Source organism: Pinibacter soli (assembly GCF_029961145.1).
GTDB classification, from domain to species: Bacteria; Bacteroidota; Bacteroidia; order Chitinophagales; family Chitinophagaceae; genus Pinibacter; species Pinibacter soli.
The window spans coordinates 117519-143452 of sequence record NZ_JASBRG010000002.1; the positions used below are offsets into that span (position 1 = coordinate 117519).

Below are 25934 nucleotides of genomic sequence, written 5' to 3' on the forward strand. Positions count from 1 at the left end.
GCGGTCTTAAAACGTTTTTCGTGAAAAGACAGCAGATTATTCTTATTGCCGGTGGCGTGGCTGCACTGTTGTGTATTTATTTTCTGGGGCAAACGGTTCCTGCGAAAAAGGGCACCTTAGCTTCTCAGAATGAAGCACATACAGATTCAGCTGCAACAATTAATACCGAGGCATTGCTCAGCGCAGCGAAGAAAAAATTAACTTCTTCACAACAGGCCTATATAACTAGTCTTGAAGCTTCAGTAGTGCGTGGCGATGTAAAAACGCAGCAAATACGCACTTATAATCAGCTGGCTACGTTCTGGAAAGATTCTGCCAGAATGTTCGAACCGTACGCTTATTATACTGCCGAAGTAGCTAAGTTGGAAAATTCTGAAAAAAGTCTCACCTTTGCAGCCCGATTATTTTTAAATAATCTGCGTGGCGTTGATGAACCTTCGCTGAAAAGCTGGGAGGCAAGTCAGGCCAAAGAGTTATTTGAGAAGGCTTTAGCGTTGAATCCTGCTAATGATTCTACTAAAATCGGATTAGGAAGTTGCTACATTTTTGGAAGCACCGCCGCTAATCCAACAGAGATCATGCAGGGGATTCAACAAATACTGGAAGTTGCACGAAGAGATTCCACCAACATGTATGCTCAGTTAATGCTGGGAATCGGAGGTGTAGTTTCGGGACAACTTGATAAAGCAGTAGAGCGACTTGAAAAAGTTGTAAAAGCTGAGCCGCATAATATGGAAGCTGTTTTCATGCTTGCTGAAGCCAACGAAAGAAAGGGTGATAAAGCAAATGCAATAAAATGGTATGAGATCGGGAAAAGACACGTTCCAAATAAAGAGGTTGTGAAGGAAATAGAGGAACGAATTGAAACGCTGAAGAAATAAATCGATATACAAATTTAAAATTGTTGAAAGATGCCTTGTGGTAAAAAAAGAAAACGTCATAAAATAGCGACGCATAAACGTAAAAAAAGACTAAGAAAGAATCGTCATAAGAAAGGTAAAAAATAGTTTTACACTTCTTTGTAATTCATTCCTCTATGCCGGAGCATGTCATGTGTCCGGCATATTTTACTTGGCTGAACTATTTTTATTTCAATAGTATACACATTATTTCATATCATTGTATACTATGCTTAATGCAAATAGCATTCTCAGCGATTTTCCTTTTGGTGATGGTTGGTTAGTTTGTAAATGTGAATACGCTTGAACAAGGAATTAATAATTAATGCTGCTCCCCAAGGTGTTGAAATAGCACTTCTTGAAGACAAAAAACTGGTTGAACTGCATAATGAAAAAGCAGATGCCAGCTTTGCCGTGGGCGATCTTTACCTGGGTAAGGTTAAAAAACTTATTCCGGGATTAAATGCCGCTTTCGTTGATGTAGGCTTCGAGAAAGACGCGTTTCTCCATTACACCGATTTAAGTCCATACGCAAAATCCTTATTAAAATTCACTCAACAGGCTATTGGAGACAATACGCCGGGTGGTTTTGATTTTGGTAATTTTTTGGTGGAACCTGAAATCATTAAAACGGGAAAAATAAACGAGGTACTTAGCGGCAAACCAAACATCCTCGTACAGATATTAAAAGAACCTATTGCTGCAAAAGGCCCACGCCTTAGCTGTGAAATTTCTTTGCCCGGAAGATTCGTAGTTATTACGCCATTCAATGATATTGTGGCCGTTTCCCGTAAGATCCATTCTTCGGAAGAAAGGAAGCGCCTGCAAAAAATTATTGAGTCAATAAAGCCAAAGAATTTTGGCGTTATTGTGCGTACAGCGGCTGAAGGCAAGAACACAGCAGAGCTTCACGAAGATTTGTCTGCACTGGTTGACACCTGGAAACAAATTCAAGGGAACTTGAAGGGTGCAGTTGCACCTGCAAAGATCCTGAGTGAACAGGCAAAAACCACCAGCATGCTGCGCGATCTATTAAATGAAGATTTTAACCGCATAGTAGTAAATGATAAAAACATTTTCAACGATGCGAAGAATTACATTCAAAAGATTGCTCCGGATAAAGCAGACATCGTAACGTTCTTCCACAACGGTTCTCCTATTTTTGATCAATACGGTATTACAAAGCAGGTTAAAGCTGCTTTTGGTAAAACAGTAAACCTTCCAAGTGGTGCATACCTGATCATTGAGCACACAGAAGCTTTGCACGTGATCGACGTGAACAGCGGATATAAAAGTGTGAGCAATAACCAGGAGCAAAATGCCTTGGAAACCAATATGGAAGCGGCAGAAGAAATTGCACGTCAGCTTCGCCTGCGCGACCTTGGTGGTATTATTGTGGTTGACTTTATTGATATGAAACTTCCTGAGAATAAAAAGAAACTCATGGAAGCGATGGAAGAATATATGAAGCCGGACAGGGCAAAACACGCGGTTCTTCCTATTTCTAAATTCGGCCTGATGCAGATTACGCGCCAGCGTATGAAGCCTGAAGTAACGATTAACACGCAGGAAATTTGCCCTAGCTGTAATGGTACCGGAAAAATCTCTTCCACTCTTGTACTGGAAGATGAAATAGAAAAAAATCTGAACTATCTCATTACACACAAACACAGCAATCTTACTTTGATGGTGCATCCTATCATGCATGCATATTTAACTAAAGGCTGGCTGTGGTCCAAATGCTGGAAATGGAGAAGAAAGTTCAAACAAAAGATTAACGTTGTTGCCAATACAAATTATCACCTTACTGAGTTCCACTTCTTCGATCATCATGATGAAGAAATAAAATTATAGAGAAGCCCCAACGCAGAAATGTTTATACCAAACAAATAATTCCTGTGTTAGACACCTTTATCTTACTTTCAGCCTGGAAATAAACTTCCAGGCTTTTTTTATATATCATAATGGAAGCGACATTGAAGTACATAGCACTTCTGATCTTTCCCTTTCTTTCCGTCAACCTTATAGACAAGCCTATGCTCTCCTGTTATACGTCTTGACCAAAAACCCTTTAGATCGTGCTTAAGTGGCTCTGGCTTGCCTAGACCATGAAATGGACTTTTGCGAATATCATTAAGTAGCTCTTTTATTTTTAATACAACTGACTCATCTGACTCTATCCAATAACTAAAATCCTCCCAACCGTTTTCTGTAAATTCAAAACTCATGATCTGGTATCAACTTAAAAATTCTTAATGTTGGTAAAAGCAATTGGTCATTATTACTTAGTCCAACTTGAATTTTCTTGTCTTCTTTTCCTGAAGTTGCTGGATAGACTCCTTTAATCTTGCTCTATTTGCTGCCGTTGACAAAAGATGCCCTGTTTCTGTGAGTGAATTATATTCCTTTATGGACATTATCACTACCGCGTCGTCCTCGTTAGTTCTTGGAACAACAATAACATCAAGAGATTTAGCCACATCATCCAGGTATTTCTTGATATTGCTTCTCAACTGAGAGATTGATATTGCCTGCATATGTCCAGTTTTGTACGTACAAATGTACAAATTTTTGTACTAAAAAATTAAACTTTACGAACAACCCCCTCTTTATCACTAGCTATCTTGCGCTCACTTTGCAAGAAATCAATCACCTTCCAGGCTTTTTCTTTTGATATGCCGGATAGCTTTGCAATCAGGTTTTTGATGTCCACTTCTTCGGCGGCAATAATGTCAAAAATTTTGCTCTTAATTTTTTCAAACTCTTCTTCGGATAAAGTGCCACGTTTTTTCTTCAGGCAATTATCGCAGACACCGCATTCGCTAATGTTTTCGTCACCGAAATATCTTCCTACGATTTGACTACGACAAGCATTTGGCTCGAGAACGTAATCGATAAAATGCTTTAATCTTTTTTCGTATTCTTGTTTGCGAAAATCATAACGTTTTTGATCAATGACAACAGACTGCACGGCTACTCTTTCGTAAATAAAATACAACTGCGGCGAATCTTTTTGAATGTCATATTCAATAACCCTGTAGCGATCAAGCTGGACAAAAGCTTCCTTTACTTCCTCAATCGTTTTCTTCAAAATAAATGCTACGGACCTTTCATATACAGAAACGGGATAATCAAAAACACCTTCGTAATTGCGCAGCAAGGCTTTTATGAAAGGCTCAAGCGCCGGATAATTACTTTCAAATTCATACAGTGTGTCTTTATTGCAAATGAATTGAATTTTCGAAGGCACGAAAACCTGTTCATTAAAAGACACATAACCTTCTTGCTCCAACACTTTCAAACTATTAATGGCAAGAATAAGATCGAGTTGAAATTTTTTTGCGAAATCTATTATTTCAAAAGAATAGTAAGCACCTTCACCAATACCTGTTGGTATTTGAAGGTAATTCGCCACTGCCTGGTATACCCCTCTGATAGTTTCAAGGTCAGGAAATTTCAGTAGTGCAGCTTCTTTCAAATCTTCAATATCCTTTTGCTGGTAAAGCATTACCGTGTAAGACTTCTGCCCATCTCTTCCCGCACGGCCGGCCTCCTGATAATAGTTTTCGAGACAATCAGGTAAATCATAATGCACAACGGTTCTCACGTCGGGTTTGTCGATACCCATCCCAAACGCGTTGGTGCAAACAATACAGCGAACTTTGTTTTGTATCCATGCCTGTTGTCTTTGTTGACGCGCTTCCTGCGTTAATCCTGCATGATAATGATCAGCGGAAATACCGTATGATAACAACAGATCAGCTACATCCTTTGTTCTCTTCCTGCTTCTGCAATACACAATGCTTGTGCCTTGCACATTGTTCAAAATTTCTACGAGCTTGTTGATCTTTACGGGAGCATTAAAGACACTATATGAAAGATTAGGTCGCTCAAATGATTTTCTAAAAACAGTATAGTTTGTAAAAACCAGTTTCTCACAAATATCTTTTTGTACAGCAGGTGTCGCAGATGCTGTTAAAGCAAGAATTGGCACACTTGGTATCTCTTCTCTCAAATTGGCAATACGCAGGTAAGGCGGCCTAAAGTCGTACCCCCATTGTGAAATACAATGCGCTTCGTCTACAGCAATTAGATTGATTGGAAGTGAAGGCAAATATTCCAGAAAAAGATTTGTTTCCAAACGCTCGGGAGAAACGTATAAAAATTTGCAATTGCTATTTGAAGCCAACTCCAAAGTATGAATCACTTCTTTTCTATTCATACCAGAGTAAATGGAAAATGCCGTGATGCCTTTCTTTCGAAGATTATCGACCTGGTCTTTCATCAACGCAATAAGCGGACTGATCACCAGGCACAATCCATCTTTTGCCATTGCAGGCACCTGGAAGCAAACGGATTTACCGCCGCCTGTGGGAAGTATTGCCAGTGTATCTTTTCCTTCAAGTACATTAAGGATTATTTCCTCTTGCTTTTCACGAAAAGATGAATAGCCCCAATATTGCTTGAGAATTTGATGAATGCTCATGTTTTGCGAAGGCGACATTTAGTAAATATAGGTTAAAGCGGTGTTGCACGATACCTTGAAAACAGGAATGCAGCATTCAGTATCAAAAAAGCTAAATGCTGCATTCCTGTTTTTGAAAGATAAACTACTCGACGTTTTTTACAAACAACCTCACAGAATTCACTGCAAGCACCACATCACTTAATCCCATTACTAATGCACCGAATGTTGGCGTGAGCAAACCAAATGCAGCTACTGGGATCGCGATAATATTATAGATAAATGCCCAGAACAAATTTTGTTTAATGGTTAGGAATGTGTGCTTGCCCAATCCTAAAGCAAGCGGAAGATTCTTTAAACCATCACCCATTAATACCACATCTGCTGTTTGCACAGCTACTTGCGAAGCTTCACTTAAAGAGATGCCAACGGTTGCTTTTGCAAGAGCAGGAGCATCATTTATACCATCACCCACCATCGCAGTTGGCGCTTGATTGTTCAACTCTTCAATCTTTTGAAGTTTCTGCTCTGGCGTTTGTTCAGCTATGACAATGTCTATATGAAGCTGAGCGGCTATTTGCTCGCACTTGTATCGCCTATCGCCGCTAAGCAGAATAGATTTAATCTTTTTTGAATGCAGATAGCTGATCACTTTTGTTGCTTCTGGTCTTATCTCGTCCTGCACATCGAGCCAGCCGACAAGCGCATCATTCTTTACGATATATACGTTGTGATCGCTGTCTTTAGTAAGTGTTTCTGCCACCTTATATGAACCTGCCCAATATTCGTTTCCTTCATTATCAAAAGCATGCATGCCTTTTCCTTTTATCTCTTCTACTTTTTTCCAACGCATTATATCAGTACGTTTCCAGGACGTTGTGATGCTGTCGGCTATAGGATGATTCGAGAATTTTTCCAGTGAATACACCAATCTTTTAAACTCATCCTCATTCATGGATGCATCCTCGATGTGTAATTTGCTGATCGCAAATTTCCCCGTTGTAAGAGTGCCAGTTTTATCAAACACAACTTGCGTAATATTCTTGAACGCTTCAAGGCTTTTTGCATTTCTAAACAACACACCATTTTTGGCTGCCCGTCCCAAACCCACAGCTATTGCGGCAGGTGTTGCCAGCCCCATGGCACATGGACACGCTATCACCAGCACAGCGATGCTGCGCATAAGTGCAGGTGTGAAATCTTTTAGAAAAATATAATTGAGGACGAAAGTCAGTACAGCAATTCCCAAAACCAACGGTACAAAAATGGCGCTGATCTTATCTGCCAGCAACTGAGCCGGGGGTTTATCCCCTTGTGCTTTTTTAACAAGGTTTATAATGTTTGACAGAACCGAATCCTTAGCCTCCGCAGTCACAATAGCTTTTACAGTACCATCCGCGATAACACTGCCCCCAACAAGTTTGTCTTTCGCATGTTTTTCCAGTGGCAGGCTTTCTCCTGTAATGATAGCCTCGTCCACACTTGCATCGCCCCACAGTATCTTACAATCTGCAGGAACCTGTTCTCCGGATTTTATTAAAACAAGATCGCCATTTTTAAGCTGAGTATTTTCTACCGGAAGGATGACTTCTTTATGGTCGCCGTCGAAGGCGATCATATTTGCCATTACCTTTTGCGATTTCGCCAGCTTATTCAACGCACGTTGCGTGGTTTGCACAGATGCATCTTCGAGGTAGTTACCAAAAAATACAAGTGTTATAATTGTTGCTGTCGTTTCAAAGAAAAGATATTCATGTCCCCATCCTGCCAGCACACCGATAAGGCTATAAACAAAAGCCGCTGTTGAACCCAGTGCCACCAAAACATTCATATTCGGGTAACCACTTCTCAGGCTTTTAAATGCACTTTTTCCAAAGAAACTCATACCTGTTATGTACACCGGTAAACACAACGCCAACTGCACCCATCCATTCATTAACCAATGTATATGCACCCATTTGTCGATCATATGTAGCACAAGCACCAATGTAAATGGCAAACAGATGAGCACATATCTCAACTGCTTATTCATGCCTTCACCGCTATGATCGTGGTCGTGTGCATGGCCTTCATGGTGGTGAACCACCTTATATCCGAGGTCTTCAATGCCCGTTTGCAAATGTGAAGCATCGGAGCCCTCAACAATTTCAAATGCAACATCTCCATCGATAGGACTCACCTTAACATTTTTCGCGCCCTGTTTTTCCAGATATTTTGATATCGTGAGCGCACAATTTGCGCAATCCATCCCTTCTACTTTCCAGTTTTTTGTTTCCATAATTCGTCCTTTTTTGTCACGTCTGCAATTTACAACGGCTTTAAAGAAACTATCATGACGAGAAGCAACTCTTATAGAAACGATGTTGCAAAAGGGGCGAAATATGGCACGCAGATGACGCAGATTAAACTGATTTACATTGATTTTCAAAACTGAATAACCGAGTAACTGAATAACTGAATGTTTATGTTCATCAGCGTCTTTAACTCGCAACACTCAGTTATTCAGTAATTCAGTAATTTCTGCCAATCAGCTTCATCTGCGTGCTCACTGCCTATCTTTGTACCATGCAGCTGACATTTACATTGGATGAACTACCTGCAGTCGCAGAAAAATTCTGGCAGGAAAATGAGGGGAAAAAAGTCTTTTCCTTTCATGGCAACATGGGTGCAGGAAAAACAACTTTTATAATGGCACTGGCAAAGGCCAAAAAAGTAAAAAACACCATTAGCAGTCCTACCTATTCTATTATTAACGAGTATGGATACGACAGTGGGAAAATATACCACATGGACCTTTACCGGCTGAAAGACACTGAGGAAGCTATACAGGCAGGAGTGGAAGATGCCCTTTACAGCGGAAACATTTGCCTGGTAGAATGGCCGGAAAGAGCTGTGGAATTATTTCCGGACGACAATGTAAATGTTTACCTGGAAGTCGTTAACGGCTCAACACGTAATATTTCAATAAAATAGATTAGTTATTTTTGGAGTCGGGATAAATAAATACCCTGCATTCAGGAAGAAACTTTATGTTTGACTTCCCGTTTTTTTGAAAAATAAATGATTCTTGCCTCATGGCGCAACAAAGACCACTTATAAGCACTTCTTTCAGCTACGAAACACTAGAAGAAACATTGGATGTTAAGCCCAAAGGCGAGTCAATCAGCATTGGTATCCCCAAGGAAACAGCCTTCCAGGAAAACCGCGTGGCACTAACTCCCGAAGCCGTAAGTGTTTTGGTAAGCAATGGCCACCACGTGTACATAGAGCATAACGCGGGAGATGCATCTCATTTTCGCGATAAAGAATACAGTGAGGCAGGCGGGAAGATCGTTTATAACAAAGAAGATATTTACAAAGCACCTATAGTAGTGAAATCTGCGCCGGTGGTGGAGGAAGATCTCCCCTACCTGCAAGCCGGCCAGGTCATCATTTCTCCAATGCACCTGAGCGTAATGAAATCTGAGTGGCTGGAAAAAATGATGGAAAAACGCATTACCGCATTGGCATTTGAACACCTGAAGGATGACAGCGGCACATTACCTATCGTTCGCAGCATGAGCGAAATAGCGGGCAATGCCGTAATGTTGATTGCAGGGCAATATCTTGGTTCTGCCAATCATGGGAAAGGTGTATTGCTCGGAGGCATTTCGGGTGTACCGCCAACAAAAGTCATCATCATTGGTGCTGGTGTTGTAGGAGAATATGCTGCAAGAGCGGCCCTCGCATTGGGCGCATCAGTGAAAGTTTTTGACAATAGCGTTTACAGATTAAAAAGACTGCAGAATAATATCGGCCAGCGTCTCTGGACCTCGGTTCTTGAGCCAAAAATTTTGGCGAAACAATTAAAAACCTGCGAGGTTGCGGTGGGTGCGCTTGGCTCAAACGGGGGAAGAACGCCAATCGTTGTTTCCGAAGAAATGGTGAGCAACATGCGTCCCGGCAGTGTGATCATTGACGTGAGTACAGACCGTGGCGGCTGTTTTGAAACTTCAGAAATCACCAGCCATGAGAACCCGATATTTATGAAATATGGCGTTATTCATTATGGCGTTCCCAATATTCCTTCAGGCTTTTCACGCACCGCTTCGCAAGCGATCAGCAACGTGTTGATGCCGTTGTTAATTGAGGCAGGAGATGCAGGAGGATTTGAAAACCTGATCTGGCACAAGGTAAATTTGCGCAGCGGCATTTATCTGTTCAAGGGCGCTCTTACCAATTTCCACTTGAGCGAAAGATTTGACCTGAAATATACTGATCTGAATCTGTTGATTGCGAGCCAGCGTTAAATCAAACAATTTTCCTTACTAGCTGTTACCCTTTTGAAAAATAACAAAAGGGTAACGTTGCTAACATGAGCAGAGATCTCTACTTCATCGCCATCATTCCTCCACAAGATATTTGCGATGAAATAACATCTTTCAAAATGGAAATTGCCAGTGACTACGATAGTCACAGAGCGCTGAAAGTTATTCCCCACATTACTTTAAAAGCGCCATTCAAAATGCCGGCAGCGCATCACGCGGGACTGTTTAAATGGTTTAGCGAATTGTATGTTAACACAGGACCATTTACAATAGACCTTAACAATTTTGGGGCGTTTCACAACAAAAACAATCCTGTGATATTTGTGCATCCGGTTATGAATGTACAATTGGCGGCCGTTCAAAAAGAGATCATTCGAAGTTTTCACAATCATTATCCGGAAATAACGATCATGGATATCGAACACAAGTTTACACCACACATGACCGTTGCTTATCGTGATCTGGAATTTTCACGCTTCCAGGAAGCATGGAAAGTATATCATGACAAGGAATACAAGAGAACGTTTACTGTAATTGATTTTCATTTGTTGCAGCATGACGGCGTGAAGTGGAATATTGCGGAGACGTACGGGTTAAGTAAAAATAAAAAATTGTAAGGCGAATCGCACTAGCCCTGTGATGCCATGAATGTGCAACAAAATATTCGGAGCAGCGCACATTTGTGTTGTGCCCCAAAAATGAAAAAGGGGCGAATTGCATTCGCCCCCACAGATACACCGAAATATTATTTAAACCCTCTCTGTTAACAATTGTTTCACCAATTGCTCCAGTTCAGATAATCTCTTTTCAAGATCAGGAAGATTGCGGCTAAGCGCCTGGCTGCGCAACGCACTTGTGTAATCAAATGCCGGACTGCCGGTAACGGCAGTGTTTGGCGTTTTGATACTTTTACTTACACCACTCTGCGCATTGATTTTACTGCCATCAGCAATAGAGATATGACCAACAATGCCGGCTTGTCCGCCGATCATCACGTTCTTACCAAGTTTGGTACTACCGCTCACGCCGCTTTGTGCAGCCATCACAGTATTGTTGCCAACTTCTACGTTGTGTGCAACCTGGATAAGGTTATCCAGTTTCGCACCGGATTTAATGAGCGTAGAGCCTATGGTAGCGCGGTCAATAGTAGCATTGGCGCCTATTTCCACGTTGTCTTCAACCACTACATTACCAATTTGTGGCACTTTTTTAAAGCTGCCGTCAGCCTGCGGCGCAAAACCAAATCCGTCACTTCCTATTACAGTACCGGCATGAACAGTAACATTTTTGCCAAGCACACAATCAAAGTAGATTTTTACTCCTGCGTGCAAGATCGTATTGTCACCAATTTTCACATTATTACCAAGGAACGTGCCGGGGAATATTTTTACGTTATTGCCGATCACTACATTTTCACCCAAGTACACAAATGCGCCGATGAAAATGTTTTCACCCAGTTTCGCAGTGGTCGAAATATAAGAAGGTTGTTGAATTCCTGTAAGCTGTTGCGTCATTATTTCCTGGTATTTGGATAACAATGTGGCAAAAGCGGAATAAGCATCGGGAACGCGAATAAGTGTCGCATTTATGGGTTCCTTCAACTCCTGAGCTTCATTTACTATAATGATGGAAGCTTCAGTTTTATACAAAAAGTCTTCGTATTTGGGATTGGCTAAGAAGGATAATTGGCCTTTTGTAGCTTCTTCAATTTTTCCAAATGAACCAACGGCAGCTTCAGGGTTACCGTCAACTTTTCCATTGATAAGAAGCGCAATTTGGGCAGCAGAAAATTGCATACTCAATTTTAATATTTGTTAAGAGTTAATGTTTAAACCTTTAAGTAAACTTTTCCTTATACTCTTTGGCTTTTTTTAAACATTAAGAAAGCAAATGTAGTGTTTTTTCACAGGGCTTGACAAATTCCGGTGAATTAGTGCGTTATCCACTTGTGAAATATCTTTCACAGATCCGTCCTTGAATAGAATATTGATACTTTCTTCGGTAGGGTCATACGTTGTGTTGATAGCTTCCCCACTGAAAACATAGTATTCTGCTTCGTTTTCAGCGATATTTAATGTATTACAAATTTTTTCCTTTATTGTTTTTTCAAGATTGGGATCAATCGGGTTGGGCGATAATTTCAGCTTATAGAGCTTTCTGTTAATTAAAGATGTACTCAAAAAAGACAGTACCTTATCTTGATGGAACATCCATTTTTTAAACGTGCTGACCAGGTCGGTGTCATCGAGCAAGCAGAACTTATCCAGATGGTCTGCAAGATTATTGCCAGCTGATGGATTGTGCAGGAAAAAATCAAGCATTGGCGTTGAGCAGTCTACCTGAACACCATTTTTTACCAGCTCTTTTGCGCGGGCAATTACTTTAACCAACATCATTTCTGCGCTTAGAACGGTTTTGTGCAGATACACCTGCCAATACATAAGTCTTCTTGCAACAAGGAATTTTTCAATCGAATAGATCGCTTTTTCTTCCACCATCAATTCATCATTATGAACGGTTAGCATTTTTAAAATACGATCGTAGCCAATTACACCTTCAGAAACGCCGGTAAAAAAACTGTCCCTCGTTAGGTAATCCATTCTGTCAACGTCCAGTTGCCCGGAAACCAACTGATGCAAAAACGGTTTATTGTACTTGTTCGTGAAAATATCAATCGCAAGCTTCAGCTGTCCTTCAAATATCTCATTGAAGTGCTGCATGATCAGCAACGATATTTTTTCATGATGTACTTTTTCTATAAGCGTTTTTTCCAGCGCATGTGAAAACGGACCGTGCCCGATATCGTGTAGCAGAATCGCAATCTTTGCGCCAAGTTCTTCTTCAGTTGTTATTGCGATGCCTTTATTTTTTAGCTCACCCAACGCGCAACACATCAGGTGATACGCCCCGAGTGAGTGATGCAAACGCGTATGCACTGCACCAGGGTACACGAGCGAAGCAAACGCCATCTGGTGAATGCGGCGCAAACGCTGGTAGTAGGGATGGGCAATGATTTGTAGTAAAAGCGGATGATCTATTGTTATAAAGCCGTAAACGGGATCGTTGATTATTTTTCGGGTCACATTTGCCATGCTGTTTCAGCTTTGTTAAATTAATTTTTGCGAAAGCTCAAAAGTACAATTTAGTGAAGGGAAAATTTATTTTTGAACTATAACCTTTAAGGATAATTAATAATTAATAAAGAATAATTAATAAGACTACATTCGTTATAGGATGTTGCTATTTGCTTCTTTTTAAAAGACTTGTAACATTGCTTTGTCAGGGCCATCGCCCTATTAATTATTCTTTATTAAATTATTAATTACTATAAAATGGCGGTAGCTAAAATTCTTTGGGTGGATGATGAAATGGAAAGCTTACAATCACAGAAAATGTTTTTGGAAAACAAGGGATATGAAGTACACACTTTATCAAATGGATTTGACGCGATAGATTACGTGAAAGAACATATGGTAGATGTTGTGTTGCTAGATGAATCCATGCCTGGCATTTCCGGCCTTGAAACGCTTGCCAAGATCAAAGAAATACGCCAGCAAATTCCTGTAATCATGATCACCAAAAATGAAACAGAGAATGTGATGGACGATGCTATCGGCAGCCAAATCAGCGATTACCTTATTAAACCGGTAAACCCAAACCAGGTTTTGCTTAGCCTCAAAAAACTTCTGGACAATAAAAGATTAGTAGCGGAAAAAACCACGTCAGCCTATCAGCAGGAATTCAGGAATTTGTTCATGGCGCTAAGCAGCAACCCCGATTATAACGAGTGGATGGAAATTTATAAAAAGCTTGTGTACTGGGAACTTGAAATGGAAAAGAGCGACAGTCCTGAAATGCGTGAAGTTTTTCAAACGCAGAAAGAAGAAGCGAATACAGAGTTTGGAAAATTTATTGCAAAAAATTACGCTTCATGGGTAAATCCTAAAAGCACCGATCTTCCAATAATGTCGCACACTTTGCTACAGTACAAAGTATTGCCGCATTTGGAGAAAGGCATTCCCACTTTTTTTGTGTTGATCGATAACTTACGTTTTGATCAGTGGAAAGCCATCCAGCCAATATTTGCCGAAAGCTTTCGCATACAGCAGGAAGAATCGTTTTACGCCATCCTGCCTACAGCCACACAATACGCACGCAATGCAATTTTCGCAGGCATGCTGCCTATTGACATTGAGAAGAAATTCCCTGTTCAATGGAAAAATGATGACGAAGAAGGCGGAAAGAATTTGTATGAAGAAGAGTTTTTTAAAGATCAGTTGAAACGTCTGAAAAAAGACAACCTGCGGACTTCTTATACAAAAGTGCTCAATCATAATGCCGGACAAGATCTGGTGAATAATATTCACAATTTGCTGGATAACGACCTCAATGTGATTGTGTACAATTTCGTAGACATGCTTAGCCATGCACGTACAGAAATGGAAGTACTGAAAGAACTGGCAAATGATGAGATGAGCTACAGAAGTATTACTGCCAGCTGGTTTGAGCATTCGCCATTACATCAGGCGCTGAAGCGAATCGCTGATAAAAAAGTAAATATCATCCTTGCTACTGATCACGGAAGCGTGCGTGTAAACAGTCCGCACAAGGTTATCGGAGATAAACAAACAACGACTAACCTTCGCTACAAACATGGTCGCAATCTCAACTACGAACCTAAAGAAGTAATTGCTTTCCGCGATCCCCGTGAGGCAGGTCTTCCCACACCAACGGTAAATTCTTCTTTCATTTTCGCAAAAGCAGACGGTTACCTGTGTTATCCCAACAATTATAACTATTTCGCAAACTATTACCGCAACAGTTTCCAACACGGCGGCGTAAGCCTCGAGGAAATGATTATTCCGGTAATCAAAATGACCGGGAAAGTTTAATTTGAAAATATGGGAATTTGAAATTTGAAAATTACTGGAACGCTGATTCTCATGATTTTTCAAGATTTTTTAGTCCAGTTAGTAACACAGACTCGGTTTTTTCAGATCATAATAATCATGAAAATCTGCGTTCTCCCTAATTTTGGGTGCTTCGCGCCTTGTGGATAATTTGGGGCTAACTAATATGTCCAAAAAGCTTAATAGGCTTAGATTTGCGGTGGATGAAATTGAGTATTCAGAAAACAGACGAGCATGAAATACACGCAAAACACGTTAGAAAAAGTAGAAAGAATTTTATTGGAAAATGATTATATCATTCGTTATGAAAGAGGCTCTTTTCAAAGCGGTTATTGTATTTTGGAAGCTAAAAAAGTAGTCGTTCTCAATAAATTCCTTACAGTAGAGGGCAGAATCAACACCTTAGCAGATATTATTCCTCAACTTAATATTACTCCCGATACATTAAGCAACGAATCACGTAAAACATATGAGGAAGCGATGACGATGAAAAGAGATGCAGAGTAATGTGGAAATTTGAGGATTTGAAAATTTGAAAATGCTTTCTGTGCTTACTTACAAACAAGGTTATACAATCCGGATGAATTATTTAAATTTGAAAAGATAACTATTAACAAAAGGTGGATCACTACGATCCACCTTTTGTTTTTATGATTGGCTCCTCAGATTCATTTTGAATATTCAAGAAGTGCACAATATTTTTTACGGTTACGCAAAGAAAAAATTTTCAAATCCTCAAATTAGCATTTCATCCGCCTTTGGTGATTGTTTATTAAATTCGCTTGTGACATGTCCCCCTCTTACAATAACATTTCTTGGAACAGGCACCAGTAGCGGCGTTCCAATGATCGCCTGCAGTTGTGCCGTTTGTACATCTACCGACAAAAAAGATAAAAGATTACGCAGCAGCGTGCTGGTCCGCTCGGCAAAAACAACATTGGTGGTGGATACCACTCCTGATTTTCGTTATCAAATGTTGCGTGAGCACGTAATGCACCTGGATGCAGTAGTGTTTACACATCCGCATAAGGATCACGTTGCGGGTCTGGATGACATCCGCGCCTATAATTACTTTTCCCAAAAAGCAATGCAGGTGTACGCGAACGAAATGACACAGGAAACAATCATTCGCGAGTTTCCATATGCTTTTTCCGACTTCAAGTACCCCGGCATTCCCGAAATAAAACTCAATACGATTGATGGTGCTCCGTTTATGGTAGGAGATATTCCTGTTACTCCAATCACAGTATGGCATTTGAAAATGCCGGTGCTGGGTTTCCGTTTTGGAAATTTCACCTACATCACCGATGCCAACAGAATCGAGGATAGTGAAAAAGAAAAAATCAGGGGAAGTCAAATTTTGGTGGTGAACGCCTTAAGAAAAGAGAAGCATATTTCACATTATACGTTGCAGGAAGCGATAGACCTCACTCACGAGCTGCACATTCCTCAGGCCTACTTTACACACATTAGTCATCAGCTGGGAAAGCATGAAGAAATTACTGCGGAATTACCGCCAGGCATACATTTGGCGTATGATGGACTGAAGCTGCAAATGGAGGCTATAACTGAATAACTAATTATTGAGTCAAGACCGCATCGTCATTACGAGGCCTGCGGAGAAAGAATAATGAACTATCTACAGAAAGGCGAGCAGAAGGAAAGCGGCCGAAGCAATCTCCGCATGCGCAATGACGTTTGAGAGTCTTTGCGTTGAGCATTAGGCACTGGGCATTTTAGCATTTAGCAATTTCAGACTATAACATTCATCAATATTCGAAAATATACTATCATTGCAGCTCCAACCTACAGGCCAATACAGACTAATATTCTCAAACATTCAATTTCTGTATGCCGTTTACAAATAAAAAATGGTGGAAAGATTATTTTTCTTTCACTAAAAAAGAGAGGGTTGGAATAGTTGTTCTGTTGGTTACTATTGTTGTAGTCTTTTTATTACCCACCTTCTTTTCCAATCCTGCCCCGCCAGATGCAGCAGCCGCAATGGATTTCAAAGAGCAGGTAGCTAAACTGGAAACGAAAAAAGAAGCACATTCTAATTACGGTAGCCACTACGAGAAACGAGATTACCATGATTTCAACACTGAAAAAATCTCCACACAGGGCGAACTGTTTTACTTTGACCCAAATACTGCGACGCAGTTAGATTGGCAACGGCTTGGGGTAACCGAAAAAACTTCACACATCATTCTCAACTATCTGTCAAAAGGAGGAAAGTTTAGAAAGCCTGAAGATTTGTTGAAAATATACAGCCTCAAAGAAGCCGATGCTCAGCGTTTAATTCCCTATGTAAGAATAGCCGGCACGGATGAGGGCAAAAATGACAGCCACGACGATCACGTTGCGACAAAATTTGAAAAGAAAATCTCCATAATTGATATTAACACAGCGGACACAAATCTTCTGAAATCATTACCGGGAATTGGCAGCAAACTCGCTCAGCGAATCATCAACTTCAGGGATAAACTGGGTGGATTTTATACCGCTAGCCAGGTTGCAGAAACATATGGCTTGCCTGACTCAACCTTTCAAAAAATAAACAGCTATCTGACTGCTGGAAAAGCCAGCATGAAACAAATAAATATTAATGTTGCCACAGTAAATGAATTAAAACAACATCCTTACATAGGCTGGAAAATTGCCAGTGCCATCGTCCAATATCGATCCCAACATAATGAATTTCAATCTATTGAAGACATTCTTAAAATTGCCTTAATATCTGAAAATGATTACAAAAAAATTTCACCTTATCTGTCAATAAAATAAAGTACTAACGGATGTTAGTTTTTATTGAAATTGTTTCTATATTGCAATGCCTTTAACGATTTGCTTACTATTTATTGCTAGACTTCGACCTCTAGCAATTGCTTTAGTCTCTGGTTGCTTGCCATTAACGATTGCTTGTTATTTTTAAAAACCACGATTGCTTGCTTATGAATTTTGATACACAGGATCTCACAAAACAAGTAGCGCAGACGGCCAGAGATTTTGCACTTCGATATATTAAACCCCACGTTTCCGAGTGGGACGAAAATCAACATTTTCCTGCAGAGGTATTTAAAGAAATGGGTAAACTGGGCTTCATGGGCATTTTGGTCCCTGAGGAATACGGTGGCTCAGGGCTGTCGTATGCAGAATACGTTGCTGTGATCGAGGAGATCGCAAAAGTCTGTGGCGGTATCGGCCTAAGCCTTGCAGCACACAACTCTTTGTGCACAGGTCATATTCTCGCCTTTGCCAATGAAACGCAGAAGAAAAAATACCTTCCACTACTAGCATCCGGACAGTGGCTCGGGGCCTGGGGGCTTACGGAACCGAATACAGGAAGTGATGCGGGAAACATGCAAACGGTCGCTGTAAAACAAGAAGGCGGTTGGTTGCTCAACGGCACAAAATCCTGGATTACCCACGGCAAGAGCGGAGACGTTGCCGTTGTAATTGCCAGAACCGGCGAACCGCGCCAACATAATAATGCCACTTCTTTTATTGTTGAAAGAGGGACCCCTGGTTTTTCGGGTGGGAAAAAGGAAAACAAATTGGGGATGCGTGCGAGTGAAACCGCGGAAATGATCTTCGATAACTGCTTCATCCCAGATCAAAATGTTTTGGGAAGCGAGGGCAACGGATTTCATCAGGCAATGAAGATTTTGGATGGCGGACGCATTTCTATCGCTGCACTTAGCCTGGGCATCGCCAAAGGAGCCTATGAGTGTGCGTTGCAATATTCTAAAGAACGCCATCAATTCAATAAACCCATTTCACACTTTCAGGGGATTAGTTTCAAACTGGCAGACCTTGCTACTGAAATAACAGCGGCAGAACTGCTGACACAGCAGGCGTGCGACCTTAAAACAAAACATTTGCCGGTAACACAAAAAGCCGCGATGGCAAAGTATTACGCAAGCGAAGTTGCCGTAAAAGCTGCTACAGAAGCTGTACAAATATTTGGAGGCTATGGTTACACAAAAGATTTTCCTGCCGAAAAATATTACCGTGATTCCAAGTTGTGTACCATCGGCGAAGGAACATCCGAAATTCAAAAGATTGTAATAGCCCGCGAGGCTTTAAAATAGGTTTTCTACGATTGCTTACTATAATTCGTGCCCTTTTTTCTAAAAGGGCATTTTTTTTAATTAAGAATTATCAATTAGGAATTAAGAATTGTAGCTGTGTGAACTACTTTCTTATCTCTTGCATCCGGTGCATCACTAATTCCTAATTGTTTTTTAAATTGCCGACACAACAATGCGCGGACTCGTTGAACACTTCTATTTATAACACTTTTTTCACCTGGCTGCAAAGCCATATGCTAACTTGTCCTTCAAAAAAATTCTTACATATAGATTGTCCGGGATGCGGCCTGCAAAGAAGCGTCATAGCAATGTTAAAGGGAGATGCCATAGAAAGTTTCTATCTATATCCTGCTACCGTTCCCTTATTTCTGACTATTATTCTTCTTTTATTACACCTGAAATGTAATTTTAAGTATGGCGCGGTGGCACTTAAGTCCATGTATATTTTTTCGGCAGTAATTATTTTTTCATTTTATACTTATAAACTGGTAACACTTAAATTTTTTTAAACAATGGAGAACCAACAAGACACGAGCCAAAATTATCTAAACTTCCAAACGTCGCTCCCAAACGCAACAGCAGTGCTGGTTTTGGGGATTTTATCAATCATTGGGTGTTTTTGTTATGGATCAGGTTTGGTGATGGGTGTAATCGCACTGATACTCGCAAGAAAAGATATTCGACTGTACAGCACTAACCCAAGCGCCTATACGCCGTCCTCCCTCAGCAATATCAAGGCGGGAAGAGTATGCGCCATTATCGGCACGGTGATATCTTCCATTTATGTGTTGTTGATTATTATTGCGCTTATTATTTTTGGCGCCACTTTTTTTGCGGACCCACAAGGTTTTATTAAACAAATGCAAACGCACTAATATGAAAAAAGCTGCAACAAAGATTGCAGCTTTTCTTTTTCTTGAGAGGATTTTATTACGGCATAAAATCTTCTTCGTCTTTAGGACCGTACTTGTCGAACAATTTATCAAGAGCTCCGCCGAATAACGGGAACTTTTTCTTTGCAAAATTTTTGATCACTTCAATCGCTTTGTAAGCCTGTTGCTCTGTCAATCCTTCAGCCATTAGCTGTTTAATCAGTTCGTCCATATAAAAAGTTTTGAGTTATAAGTTTTAAGTTTGGGCCCGAGCCAAATGTGTACGGTGTACGAGATGTACGATGTACGAAAGTCATTACGCTAATAGCACCAAAAACATTTCGTACATCGTACTTCGTACACCGTACATCTAAAATTTTATCCTTAAGCCACTTTCAACAGGCTCATCTTGCTCTTGTCAAATTTCTTCTTCGCATACTCAAGCGTAAGATGGAACTTGGTTTCTTTGCTTGACGGCAGTTCGAACATTGCGTCAGTTAAAATATTTTCACAAATAGAACGCAATCCTCTTGCACCCAATTTATATTCCATCGCCTTTTCTACCATGAAGTCATACACATCATCGTCGATCGCCAACTCAATACCTTCCAGTTCAAACAATTTTTTGTATTGTTTTGAAAGTGAGTTTTTAGGCTCTGTAAGAATTGAGCGTAGTGTAGTAGTGTCCAGTGGATTCAGATAAGTTACGACAGGTAGACGTCCTAAAAGTTCTGGTATTAAACCAAAGCTCTTCAAATCCTGCGCATTCACATATTGCAGCAAATTCTTTCTTGCAGCTTCCTGGTGCTCCTTGTTTACGTTGAAACCAATCGCATTGGTATTTACCCTGCGGGAAATGATCTTATCAACGCCGTCAAACGCCCCACCGCAAATGAACAATATATTGTGTGTATTTAATTTAATCAGCTTTTGTTCAGGATGCTTGCGCCCGCCTTGCGGTGGCACCAATACATCGGTTCCTTCCAGAAGTTTTAGCAACCCTTGCTGTACACCTTCACCGCTTACATCACGCGTAATAGATGGATTATCACCTTTCCGGGCAATTTTATCTAGCTCATCTATGTAAACGATTCCTCTTTCTGCGGCAGCAACATCATAGTTACAAACCTGCAGCAAGCGGGTAAGAATACTTTCCACATCTTCCCCTACATAACCAGCTTCGGTAAACACTGTTGCATCAACGATCGCAAAAGGAACATTCAGCAATTTGGCAATTGTTTTCGCCAAAAGGGTTTTACCAGTTCCGGTTTCACCCACCATTACAATGTTACTTTTTTCAATCTCTACTTCTCCTTCTGTGCCGGTCTTCTGCTGTAAACGCTTGTAGTGGTTATATACCGCCACTGCAAGTATTTTCTTAGCGTCATCCTGTCCGATCACATATTCGTCAAGATATCTCTTTATTTCAACCGGTTTTTTAACCGTTAGTTTAAAAGATGATGAGGAAATGGTAGCATCGGTACGGATCATCAGCTCCTGCTCAATAATCTCACGGGCATGCTCCACGCAGTTCTCACATATATGTCCCTCCTGTCCCGCAATAAGGATTTTAACTTCATCCCTGCTGCGCCCGCAAAAAGAGCAATGTAAAGTGTTTTTAGCCATTTACTTAGTTTATATCAATTTTACAAAGTTACCCAATAGTTGCGGATAAGCAACTTTTAGGATTTATTCACGGCCCCTTTTGACAGGGCGAATGTGATTCGCCCCCTACTTACGACAATAATAGGCAAAAAACCGCTGCAATAAGCAGCGGTTTTTATATACTCAATTAATTATCAATCTATTAATTCCGGTACAAATTACAGTTTATCCAGTAATCCGTCCACAATTCCGTACTCGATAGATTCTTTAGCATCCATCCAGTAATCGCGGTCAAAATCCTTCATAATTTGTGCCATGGTCTTGCCGCAGTTATCCGCGAGGATCTTCGCGCCGATCTCTTTCACCTTTCTTGTTTGCTTAGCCTGAATTTCCAGGTCAGCACTTACGCCCTGCATAAAACCTCCAAGGCTTGGCTGGTGGATCATTACTTCACCGTGTTCGTAAATAAATCTACGTCCCTTCGCACCTCCGCTCAGCAGAATAGAACCCATAGAGGCTGCCAATCCCATACAAATGGTACTTACGGGACTTTTGATCATTCGCATAGTGTCATAAATAACCATACCACTGGTTACCATACCACCCGGACTATTGATGTAAAACTTTATTTCTTCGCCTGGCTTATCTGCATCGAGCAACAATATTTTCGTGGTTACTTCACGTGCGGATTTGTCATCAACCACGCCCCACAAATAAACGCTTCTGTTGTCAAAGAAAAGTTTTTCCAATTTTTTATTAAACATCATCAGCTCATCTCTTCTGCCTTCTTCGGGTTTTTCTTCCTCTTCATCGTCCATTCTAAATGGCGCTATATATTTTGAATAGTTCATCTTAAGTTATGAGTTTTAAGTTTTAAGTTAAAAGTTTTAAGTTAAAAGTAATAAGTTGTGAAAGAGGTCAAAAATTATAACCAGAAGCTCTCGACATAGTTCAAAGCTGCGTTCTCAACTCACAACCTATTACTTACTACTTAAAACTTCTTTAGCTTTCTTTTGCTTCTTTACGTGGGTTTACAAGCAGCACTTCGTCTACCAGCCCGTATTCTTTTGCTTCAAATGAAGTCAACCAGTAGTCACGATCGCTGTCTTTTTCCACTTGTTTCACCGGTTTGCCAGTGTGTTGAGAGATCACTTCGTAGAGCTCTTTTTTCAGTTTTCTGATCTCGTTTACAGTGATTTCTATATCGCTTGCTTGTCCGCCGATACCGCCGCTTGGCTGGTGGATCATGATACGGCTGTGCTTAAGCGCAGTACGTTTGCCTTTTGTACCAGCACACATTAATACTGCACCCATTGACGCCGCCATACCTATACAGATAGTCGACACGTCCGGAGTAATGAATTGCATTGTATCATATACCGCCATACCCGAGTAAACGCTACCACCGGGGCTGTTGATATACATTTGAATATCACGGCCGCGGTCAGTGCTTTCCATGAACAATAACTGCGCTGTAATGATATTTGCCACCTCGTCATTGATCGGGTAACCAAGGAAAATAATGCGGTCCATCATCAAACGGCTGTACACATCCATCACCGCGATGTTCATGGGCCTTTCCTCAATAATATTTGGAGTAAGATTATTAACCTGGTATTTATTATAATCGTTTAGCGTATTGCTGGAAATACCCCGATGTTTAACGGCATATTTCTCAAATTCCTTTTGAAAATTCATATGTATTTCCTTTCTGATTATTAATTAGTTTGAAAGTATGTATTTATTACCAAATCTCCTTCCAATTTTTAAAAATTGTAAAAAACTGACAGAGCGTCAGGATATAGAGAAAGAACGCAGATTTTCATGATTGTGATGATCAGATATGATTTAGAATTTTGAGATTGAAGATTCGAGATTGGGATCTACCGTTTGCGTGGCAAAGCATTTGGCTATCGGTACAAAAACTTTTATTCAAATCGTAACAAATCATGACGATCATGAAAATCTGCGTTCCGTCTTCTCGATCTACCTGATCGATTCTAGCAAATCAATCACTTTCTCTCTCTTTAAAATCAGGTACCCAAGCCTGTCATTGCTGATGCCTTCTTTTAACTGATAATTAAAAACGAGTTGGTCTTGGGAAACGGCGGTTTCGAAATAGCGGAAAATGATGTTGGGGAACACCTTCAACTCTTCGCCGATTTCGTATAAGTGTGTGGAAAGTATGAAAAGAGAATTGGGAATTCTTATCAAACCCTTGATAACGGTTGTGGAGCACTTCATCGCGTCCTGTACGTTGGTGCCTTTGAAAAGTTCGTCAATTAGTACAAGCCATTTTTTACCGTTGTTGATGGTCTCAATGGTTCTCTTTATGCGCTGCACTTCGTTGAAGAAATAACTTTCTCCTTTCACGATGTTATCGCTCACATTGATGTTGCTCAAAATGCCATCAAACAGGCTGAGTTGAAAATTATTCGCGGGCACGCCCATTCCCAGGTGAGCGAGGTAAACAGCGGAACCAACAGCCTTGATGAATGTGCTTTTCCCAGCCATATTTGCACCCGTTAAAAAAAGAAAATTGTTGCTCGTATCAAGCTTTACATTGTATGAAACAGATGTTGGCAATAACGGATGATACAAATCTTTTGCATCAAGGTATGCCTGCTGACTTTCGATGAAAGTTGGAAAAGTAAGATTGAATTTCTTTACCGCCATCGCCATGGAATACCACGCATCGATGCGCCCGAAAATATTGATCAGCTCGTTTGCTGCCGACTTATAACTGTTTCTCAGATAATGCCCGTAATAAATGGTTTGCACCGGAGAAAGCTTTGCATCTTTTTCTATTTGCGCCAGCTTACCAATGATGCCAGGCTTCATCAAGTCCTTTGCCCGCGTAATAAAAGTGCGCAGCATTTTAGGCGTATCGCTATTGTCAAAAACTTCAACAAGCGTCATGAAGCCTTTTATCAAATCAGCAAAGTGTGTAACAGAATATCGTGTCAGAGAGTAATCAGGAGCATGTAAAAGTTTATAGGAAATAGCATTGACCGTATTCGCATGGTCGGGCAACGGGTCCATGCCATAATCATAGAATTTCTCAATTACCATGATGGTTCCATTGGTAATTTGAGTGGGCCATTGCGACTCCTTTTCTATAATTGTTTTAATGATCTGCTGCGTTTCCTTAATGCGGGCAATATCTGTAAAAGGCTCCGAGAAAAATTTTGCTAGCCACGCTTTACCATCCGTTGTTTGTGTGAAATTGAATTTATGAAAAAGAGAAAACTCCTCTTCATGAGAAAAAATGGATAAGTCGTTGAAGGTAACTTTGTCAATGTTCATAGAGTCAAGTTAAAGAATAATTGAATAACTGAATGACTGAATAACTGAGTAGTCGAATTACTTAAATTGATTCACAAATTCAACCACTCAGTTATTTAGTCATTCAGTTATTCGATCAGTCTCTGTCAAACCTCAATCTCATTCCCTTATTAGATTCATCCCACACACCATTTCCATACACGAGGTTGCCATTTACAAAAGTATGTGTGATAGAGGCGGGGAAAGTGAAGTCTTCCAGCGGGCTCCAGCCACATTTGTAAAGAATGTTTGATTTGTTTACAGTAGTGGGAGCGTTCATGTCCACGATAACGAGGTCGGCGAAATAACCTTCACGGATATAGCCTCTATTCTCAATTTGAAAACATTCTGCTACTGCGTGGCTCATTTTTTCTACAACTTTTTCAATAGAAATTTTTCCCTGTTTTACATAATGCAACATTAAAGAAAGAGAATGCTGCACTAGTGGTAGCCCCGCATGTGCCTTTTCGTAAGGTTCGTCTTTCTCGGCCCACGTGTGTGGGGCGTGGTCGGTGGCAATAATATCCAACCTGTCATCGAGCATCGCATCCCAGAGAGCTTCTTTGTTGAATGGCGCTTTAATGGCAGGATTGCATTTAATAAGATTTCCCAAGCGGGCGTAATCATCGCTTGTAAAATGCAGGTGATGCACACACACTTCGGTTGTGATCCTTTTATCTTTTAAAGGGATCATATTAGTAAACAACTGCAATTCTTTTGCAGTGCTTATGTGCAGGATGTGTAGGCGCGTATTGTGCTTCTTTGCCAGCTGAACTGCTGCAAATGAAGATTCAAAACAGTTTATATCATCTCTTATAATCGGGTGATCAGCGGCTGTGAGCGGGCGATTTTCGGCCTTAACGCGTTCGAGGTTTTCGCGAATGATTCTTTCGTTTTCACAATGCGTGGCGATCAATACTTCGCTTTCGCTGAAAATTTTATCGAGCGTGAGGTAATTGTCCACCAGCATATTTCCGGTAGAAGAGCCCATAAAAATCTTTATGCCACAAACATCTTTTCGCTTGTCGTTTGTTTTCAAAACTTCATCGCTGTTGTCATTGCCCGTACCCATAAAGAATGAGTAATTGGCCAGGGATGTATTTGCCCCGATCGTATATTTTTCTTCTAGTAATTCCTGCGTTAATGTGTTGGGAATGGTATTGGGCATTTCCATAAACGACGTTACACCACCGGCAACCGCCGCCTTCGACTCAGTATAAATGTTAGCCTTATGCGTTAAACCGGGCTCGCGAAAGTGCACCTGGTCATCAATTACGCCGGGCAATAGAAATTTATTTTCTCCGTTTATTTCCGTAACCGAGCCGTTGGTATTAATATTGCTTCCTATTTTTTCTATCCGGCCATTGTCGATCAATACATCCCCAGGCAAAGATTTACCGTCATTAACGATAGTAATATTTTTAATCAGGAATTTTTGCATATTTTAAAAAAATAAAT

At 40.6% G+C, this 25934-nt stretch carries 24 protein-coding genes; 12 read left to right on the plus strand and 12 right to left on the minus strand.

The window, feature by feature from the left end:
• Positions 1-20 precede the first annotated feature (20 nt).
• Together QJ048_RS03955 and QJ048_RS03960 are read left to right on the plus strand one after the other, a co-directional pair.
• On the plus strand, positions 21-881 hold the full coding sequence (locus QJ048_RS03955) for a tetratricopeptide repeat protein (RefSeq protein ID WP_282333029.1): 861 nt from the start codon (positions 21-23) through the stop codon (positions 879-881).
• Positions 882-1202: 321 nt separating this feature from the next.
• On the plus strand, positions 1203-2753 hold the full coding sequence (locus QJ048_RS03960) for an Rne/Rng family ribonuclease (protein ID WP_282333030.1): 1551 nt from the start codon (positions 1203-1205) through the stop codon (positions 2751-2753).
• A 98-nt stretch (positions 2754-2851) separates the two neighbouring features.
• Here QJ048_RS03960 and QJ048_RS23400 read toward each other — a convergent pair whose 3' ends face one another.
• From QJ048_RS23400 to QJ048_RS03975, 4 genes are all read right to left on the minus strand, one after another.
• A complete protein-coding gene (locus tag QJ048_RS23400; RefSeq protein WP_345774529.1) occupies positions 2852-3127 on the minus strand; it encodes a Txe/YoeB family addiction module toxin in 276 nt (91 codons plus the stop codon).
• Between the two features lie 57 nt (positions 3128-3184).
• Positions 3185-3436, minus strand: a complete 252-nt coding sequence (locus QJ048_RS03965) for a type II toxin-antitoxin system Phd/YefM family antitoxin (RefSeq protein WP_282333031.1) — start codon at positions 3434-3436, stop codon at positions 3185-3187.
• Positions 3437-3483: 47 nt separating this feature from the next.
• Positions 3484-5385 (minus strand): RecQ family ATP-dependent DNA helicase, encoded by a 1902-nt coding sequence (locus QJ048_RS03970; RefSeq protein ID WP_282333032.1) that lies wholly within the window; start codon positions 5383-5385, stop codon positions 3484-3486.
• 124 nt (positions 5386-5509) lie between these two features.
• The gene (locus QJ048_RS03975) at positions 5510-7642 is read right to left on the minus strand and encodes a heavy metal translocating P-type ATPase (RefSeq protein ID WP_282333033.1); all 2133 of its coding nucleotides are present in this window, start codon (positions 7640-7642) and stop codon (positions 5510-5512) included.
• A 287-nt stretch (positions 7643-7929) separates the two neighbouring features.
• Here QJ048_RS03975 and tsaE point away from each other — a divergent pair, with 287 nt between their 5' ends.
• From tsaE to QJ048_RS03990, 3 genes are all read left to right on the plus strand, one after another.
• Positions 7930-8337 (plus strand): tRNA (adenosine(37)-N6)-threonylcarbamoyltransferase complex ATPase subunit type 1 TsaE, encoded by a 408-nt coding sequence (tsaE, locus tag QJ048_RS03980; RefSeq protein WP_282333034.1) that lies wholly within the window; start codon positions 7930-7932, stop codon positions 8335-8337.
• A 101-nt stretch (positions 8338-8438) separates the two neighbouring features.
• Positions 8439-9653 (plus strand): alanine dehydrogenase, encoded by a 1215-nt coding sequence (locus tag QJ048_RS03985; protein WP_217790181.1) that lies wholly within the window; start codon positions 8439-8441, stop codon positions 9651-9653.
• Positions 9654-9718: 65 nt separating this feature from the next.
• Positions 9719-10288, plus strand: a complete 570-nt coding sequence (locus QJ048_RS03990) for a 2'-5' RNA ligase family protein (protein WP_282333035.1) — start codon at positions 9719-9721, stop codon at positions 10286-10288.
• 132 nt (positions 10289-10420) lie between these two features.
• Here QJ048_RS03990 and lpxD read toward each other — a convergent pair whose 3' ends face one another.
• Positions 10421-11467, minus strand: a complete 1047-nt coding sequence (lpxD, locus tag QJ048_RS03995; RefSeq protein ID WP_282333036.1) for a UDP-3-O-(3-hydroxymyristoyl)glucosamine N-acyltransferase — start codon at positions 11465-11467, stop codon at positions 10421-10423.
• A gap of 75 nt (positions 11468-11542) precedes the next feature.
• On the minus strand, positions 11543-12763 hold the full coding sequence (locus QJ048_RS04000) for an HD domain-containing protein (RefSeq protein ID WP_282333037.1): 1221 nt from the start codon (positions 12761-12763) through the stop codon (positions 11543-11545).
• Positions 12764-13003: 240 nt separating this feature from the next.
• Between QJ048_RS04000 and porX the strand changes: the two genes are divergently transcribed.
• From porX to QJ048_RS04030, 7 genes are all read left to right on the plus strand, one after another.
• Positions 13004-14563 carry a T9SS response regulator signal transducer PorX gene (porX, locus tag QJ048_RS04005; protein WP_282333038.1) on the plus strand — a complete coding sequence of 520 codons (1560 nt, stop codon included), beginning with the start codon at positions 13004-13006 and terminating at the stop codon, positions 14561-14563.
• A 252-nt stretch (positions 14564-14815) separates the two neighbouring features.
• Positions 14816-15088, plus strand: a complete 273-nt coding sequence (locus QJ048_RS04010; RefSeq protein ID WP_282333039.1) for a hypothetical protein — start codon at positions 14816-14818, stop codon at positions 15086-15088.
• Positions 15089-15365: 277 nt separating this feature from the next.
• Positions 15366-16157, plus strand: coding sequence for an MBL fold metallo-hydrolase (locus QJ048_RS04015; RefSeq protein ID WP_282333040.1), 792 nt, complete (start codon positions 15366-15368; stop codon positions 16155-16157).
• Between the two features lie 275 nt (positions 16158-16432).
• Complete coding sequence (locus QJ048_RS04020) at positions 16433-17368, plus strand: ComEA family DNA-binding protein (RefSeq protein WP_282333041.1); 936 nt, start codon at positions 16433-16435, stop codon at positions 17366-17368.
• A gap of 167 nt (positions 17369-17535) precedes the next feature.
• A complete protein-coding gene (locus tag QJ048_RS04025; protein ID WP_282333042.1) occupies positions 17536-18675 on the plus strand; it encodes an acyl-CoA dehydrogenase family protein in 1140 nt (379 codons plus the stop codon).
• A gap of 233 nt (positions 18676-18908) precedes the next feature.
• A complete protein-coding gene (locus tag QJ048_RS23420) occupies positions 18909-19184 on the plus strand; it encodes a DUF2752 domain-containing protein (RefSeq protein ID WP_425607784.1) in 276 nt (91 codons plus the stop codon).
• A 3-nt stretch (positions 19185-19187) separates the two neighbouring features.
• A complete protein-coding gene (locus QJ048_RS04030) occupies positions 19188-19550 on the plus strand; it encodes a CCC motif membrane protein (RefSeq protein WP_282333043.1) in 363 nt (120 codons plus the stop codon).
• A gap of 55 nt (positions 19551-19605) precedes the next feature.
• On the opposite strand, the gene QJ048_RS04035 is transcribed toward QJ048_RS04030, so the two are convergent.
• From QJ048_RS04035 to QJ048_RS04060, 6 genes are all read right to left on the minus strand, one after another.
• Entirely contained in the window at positions 19606-19779 is a 174-nt protein-coding gene (locus tag QJ048_RS04035; RefSeq protein ID WP_282333044.1) for a hypothetical protein, read from the minus strand.
• Positions 19780-19931: 152 nt separating this feature from the next.
• A complete protein-coding gene (clpX, locus tag QJ048_RS04040) occupies positions 19932-21173 on the minus strand; it encodes an ATP-dependent Clp protease ATP-binding subunit ClpX (RefSeq protein ID WP_282333045.1) in 1242 nt (413 codons plus the stop codon).
• A 197-nt stretch (positions 21174-21370) separates the two neighbouring features.
• Positions 21371-22003, minus strand: a complete 633-nt coding sequence (locus QJ048_RS04045; protein WP_282333046.1) for a ClpP family protease — start codon at positions 22001-22003, stop codon at positions 21371-21373.
• Positions 22004-22154: 151 nt separating this feature from the next.
• Positions 22155-22850: a ClpP family protease gene (locus QJ048_RS04050; RefSeq protein WP_282333047.1), complete on the minus strand. Its 696-nt coding sequence runs from the start codon at positions 22848-22850 to the stop codon at positions 22155-22157.
• 288 nt (positions 22851-23138) lie between these two features.
• Positions 23139-24458: a MutS-related protein gene (locus tag QJ048_RS04055; protein WP_282333048.1), complete on the minus strand. Its 1320-nt coding sequence runs from the start codon at positions 24456-24458 to the stop codon at positions 23139-23141.
• A 115-nt stretch (positions 24459-24573) separates the two neighbouring features.
• Entirely contained in the window at positions 24574-25917 is a 1344-nt protein-coding gene (locus QJ048_RS04060; protein ID WP_282333049.1) for a dihydroorotase, read from the minus strand.
• Between the last annotated feature and the right edge of the window lie 17 nt (positions 25918-25934).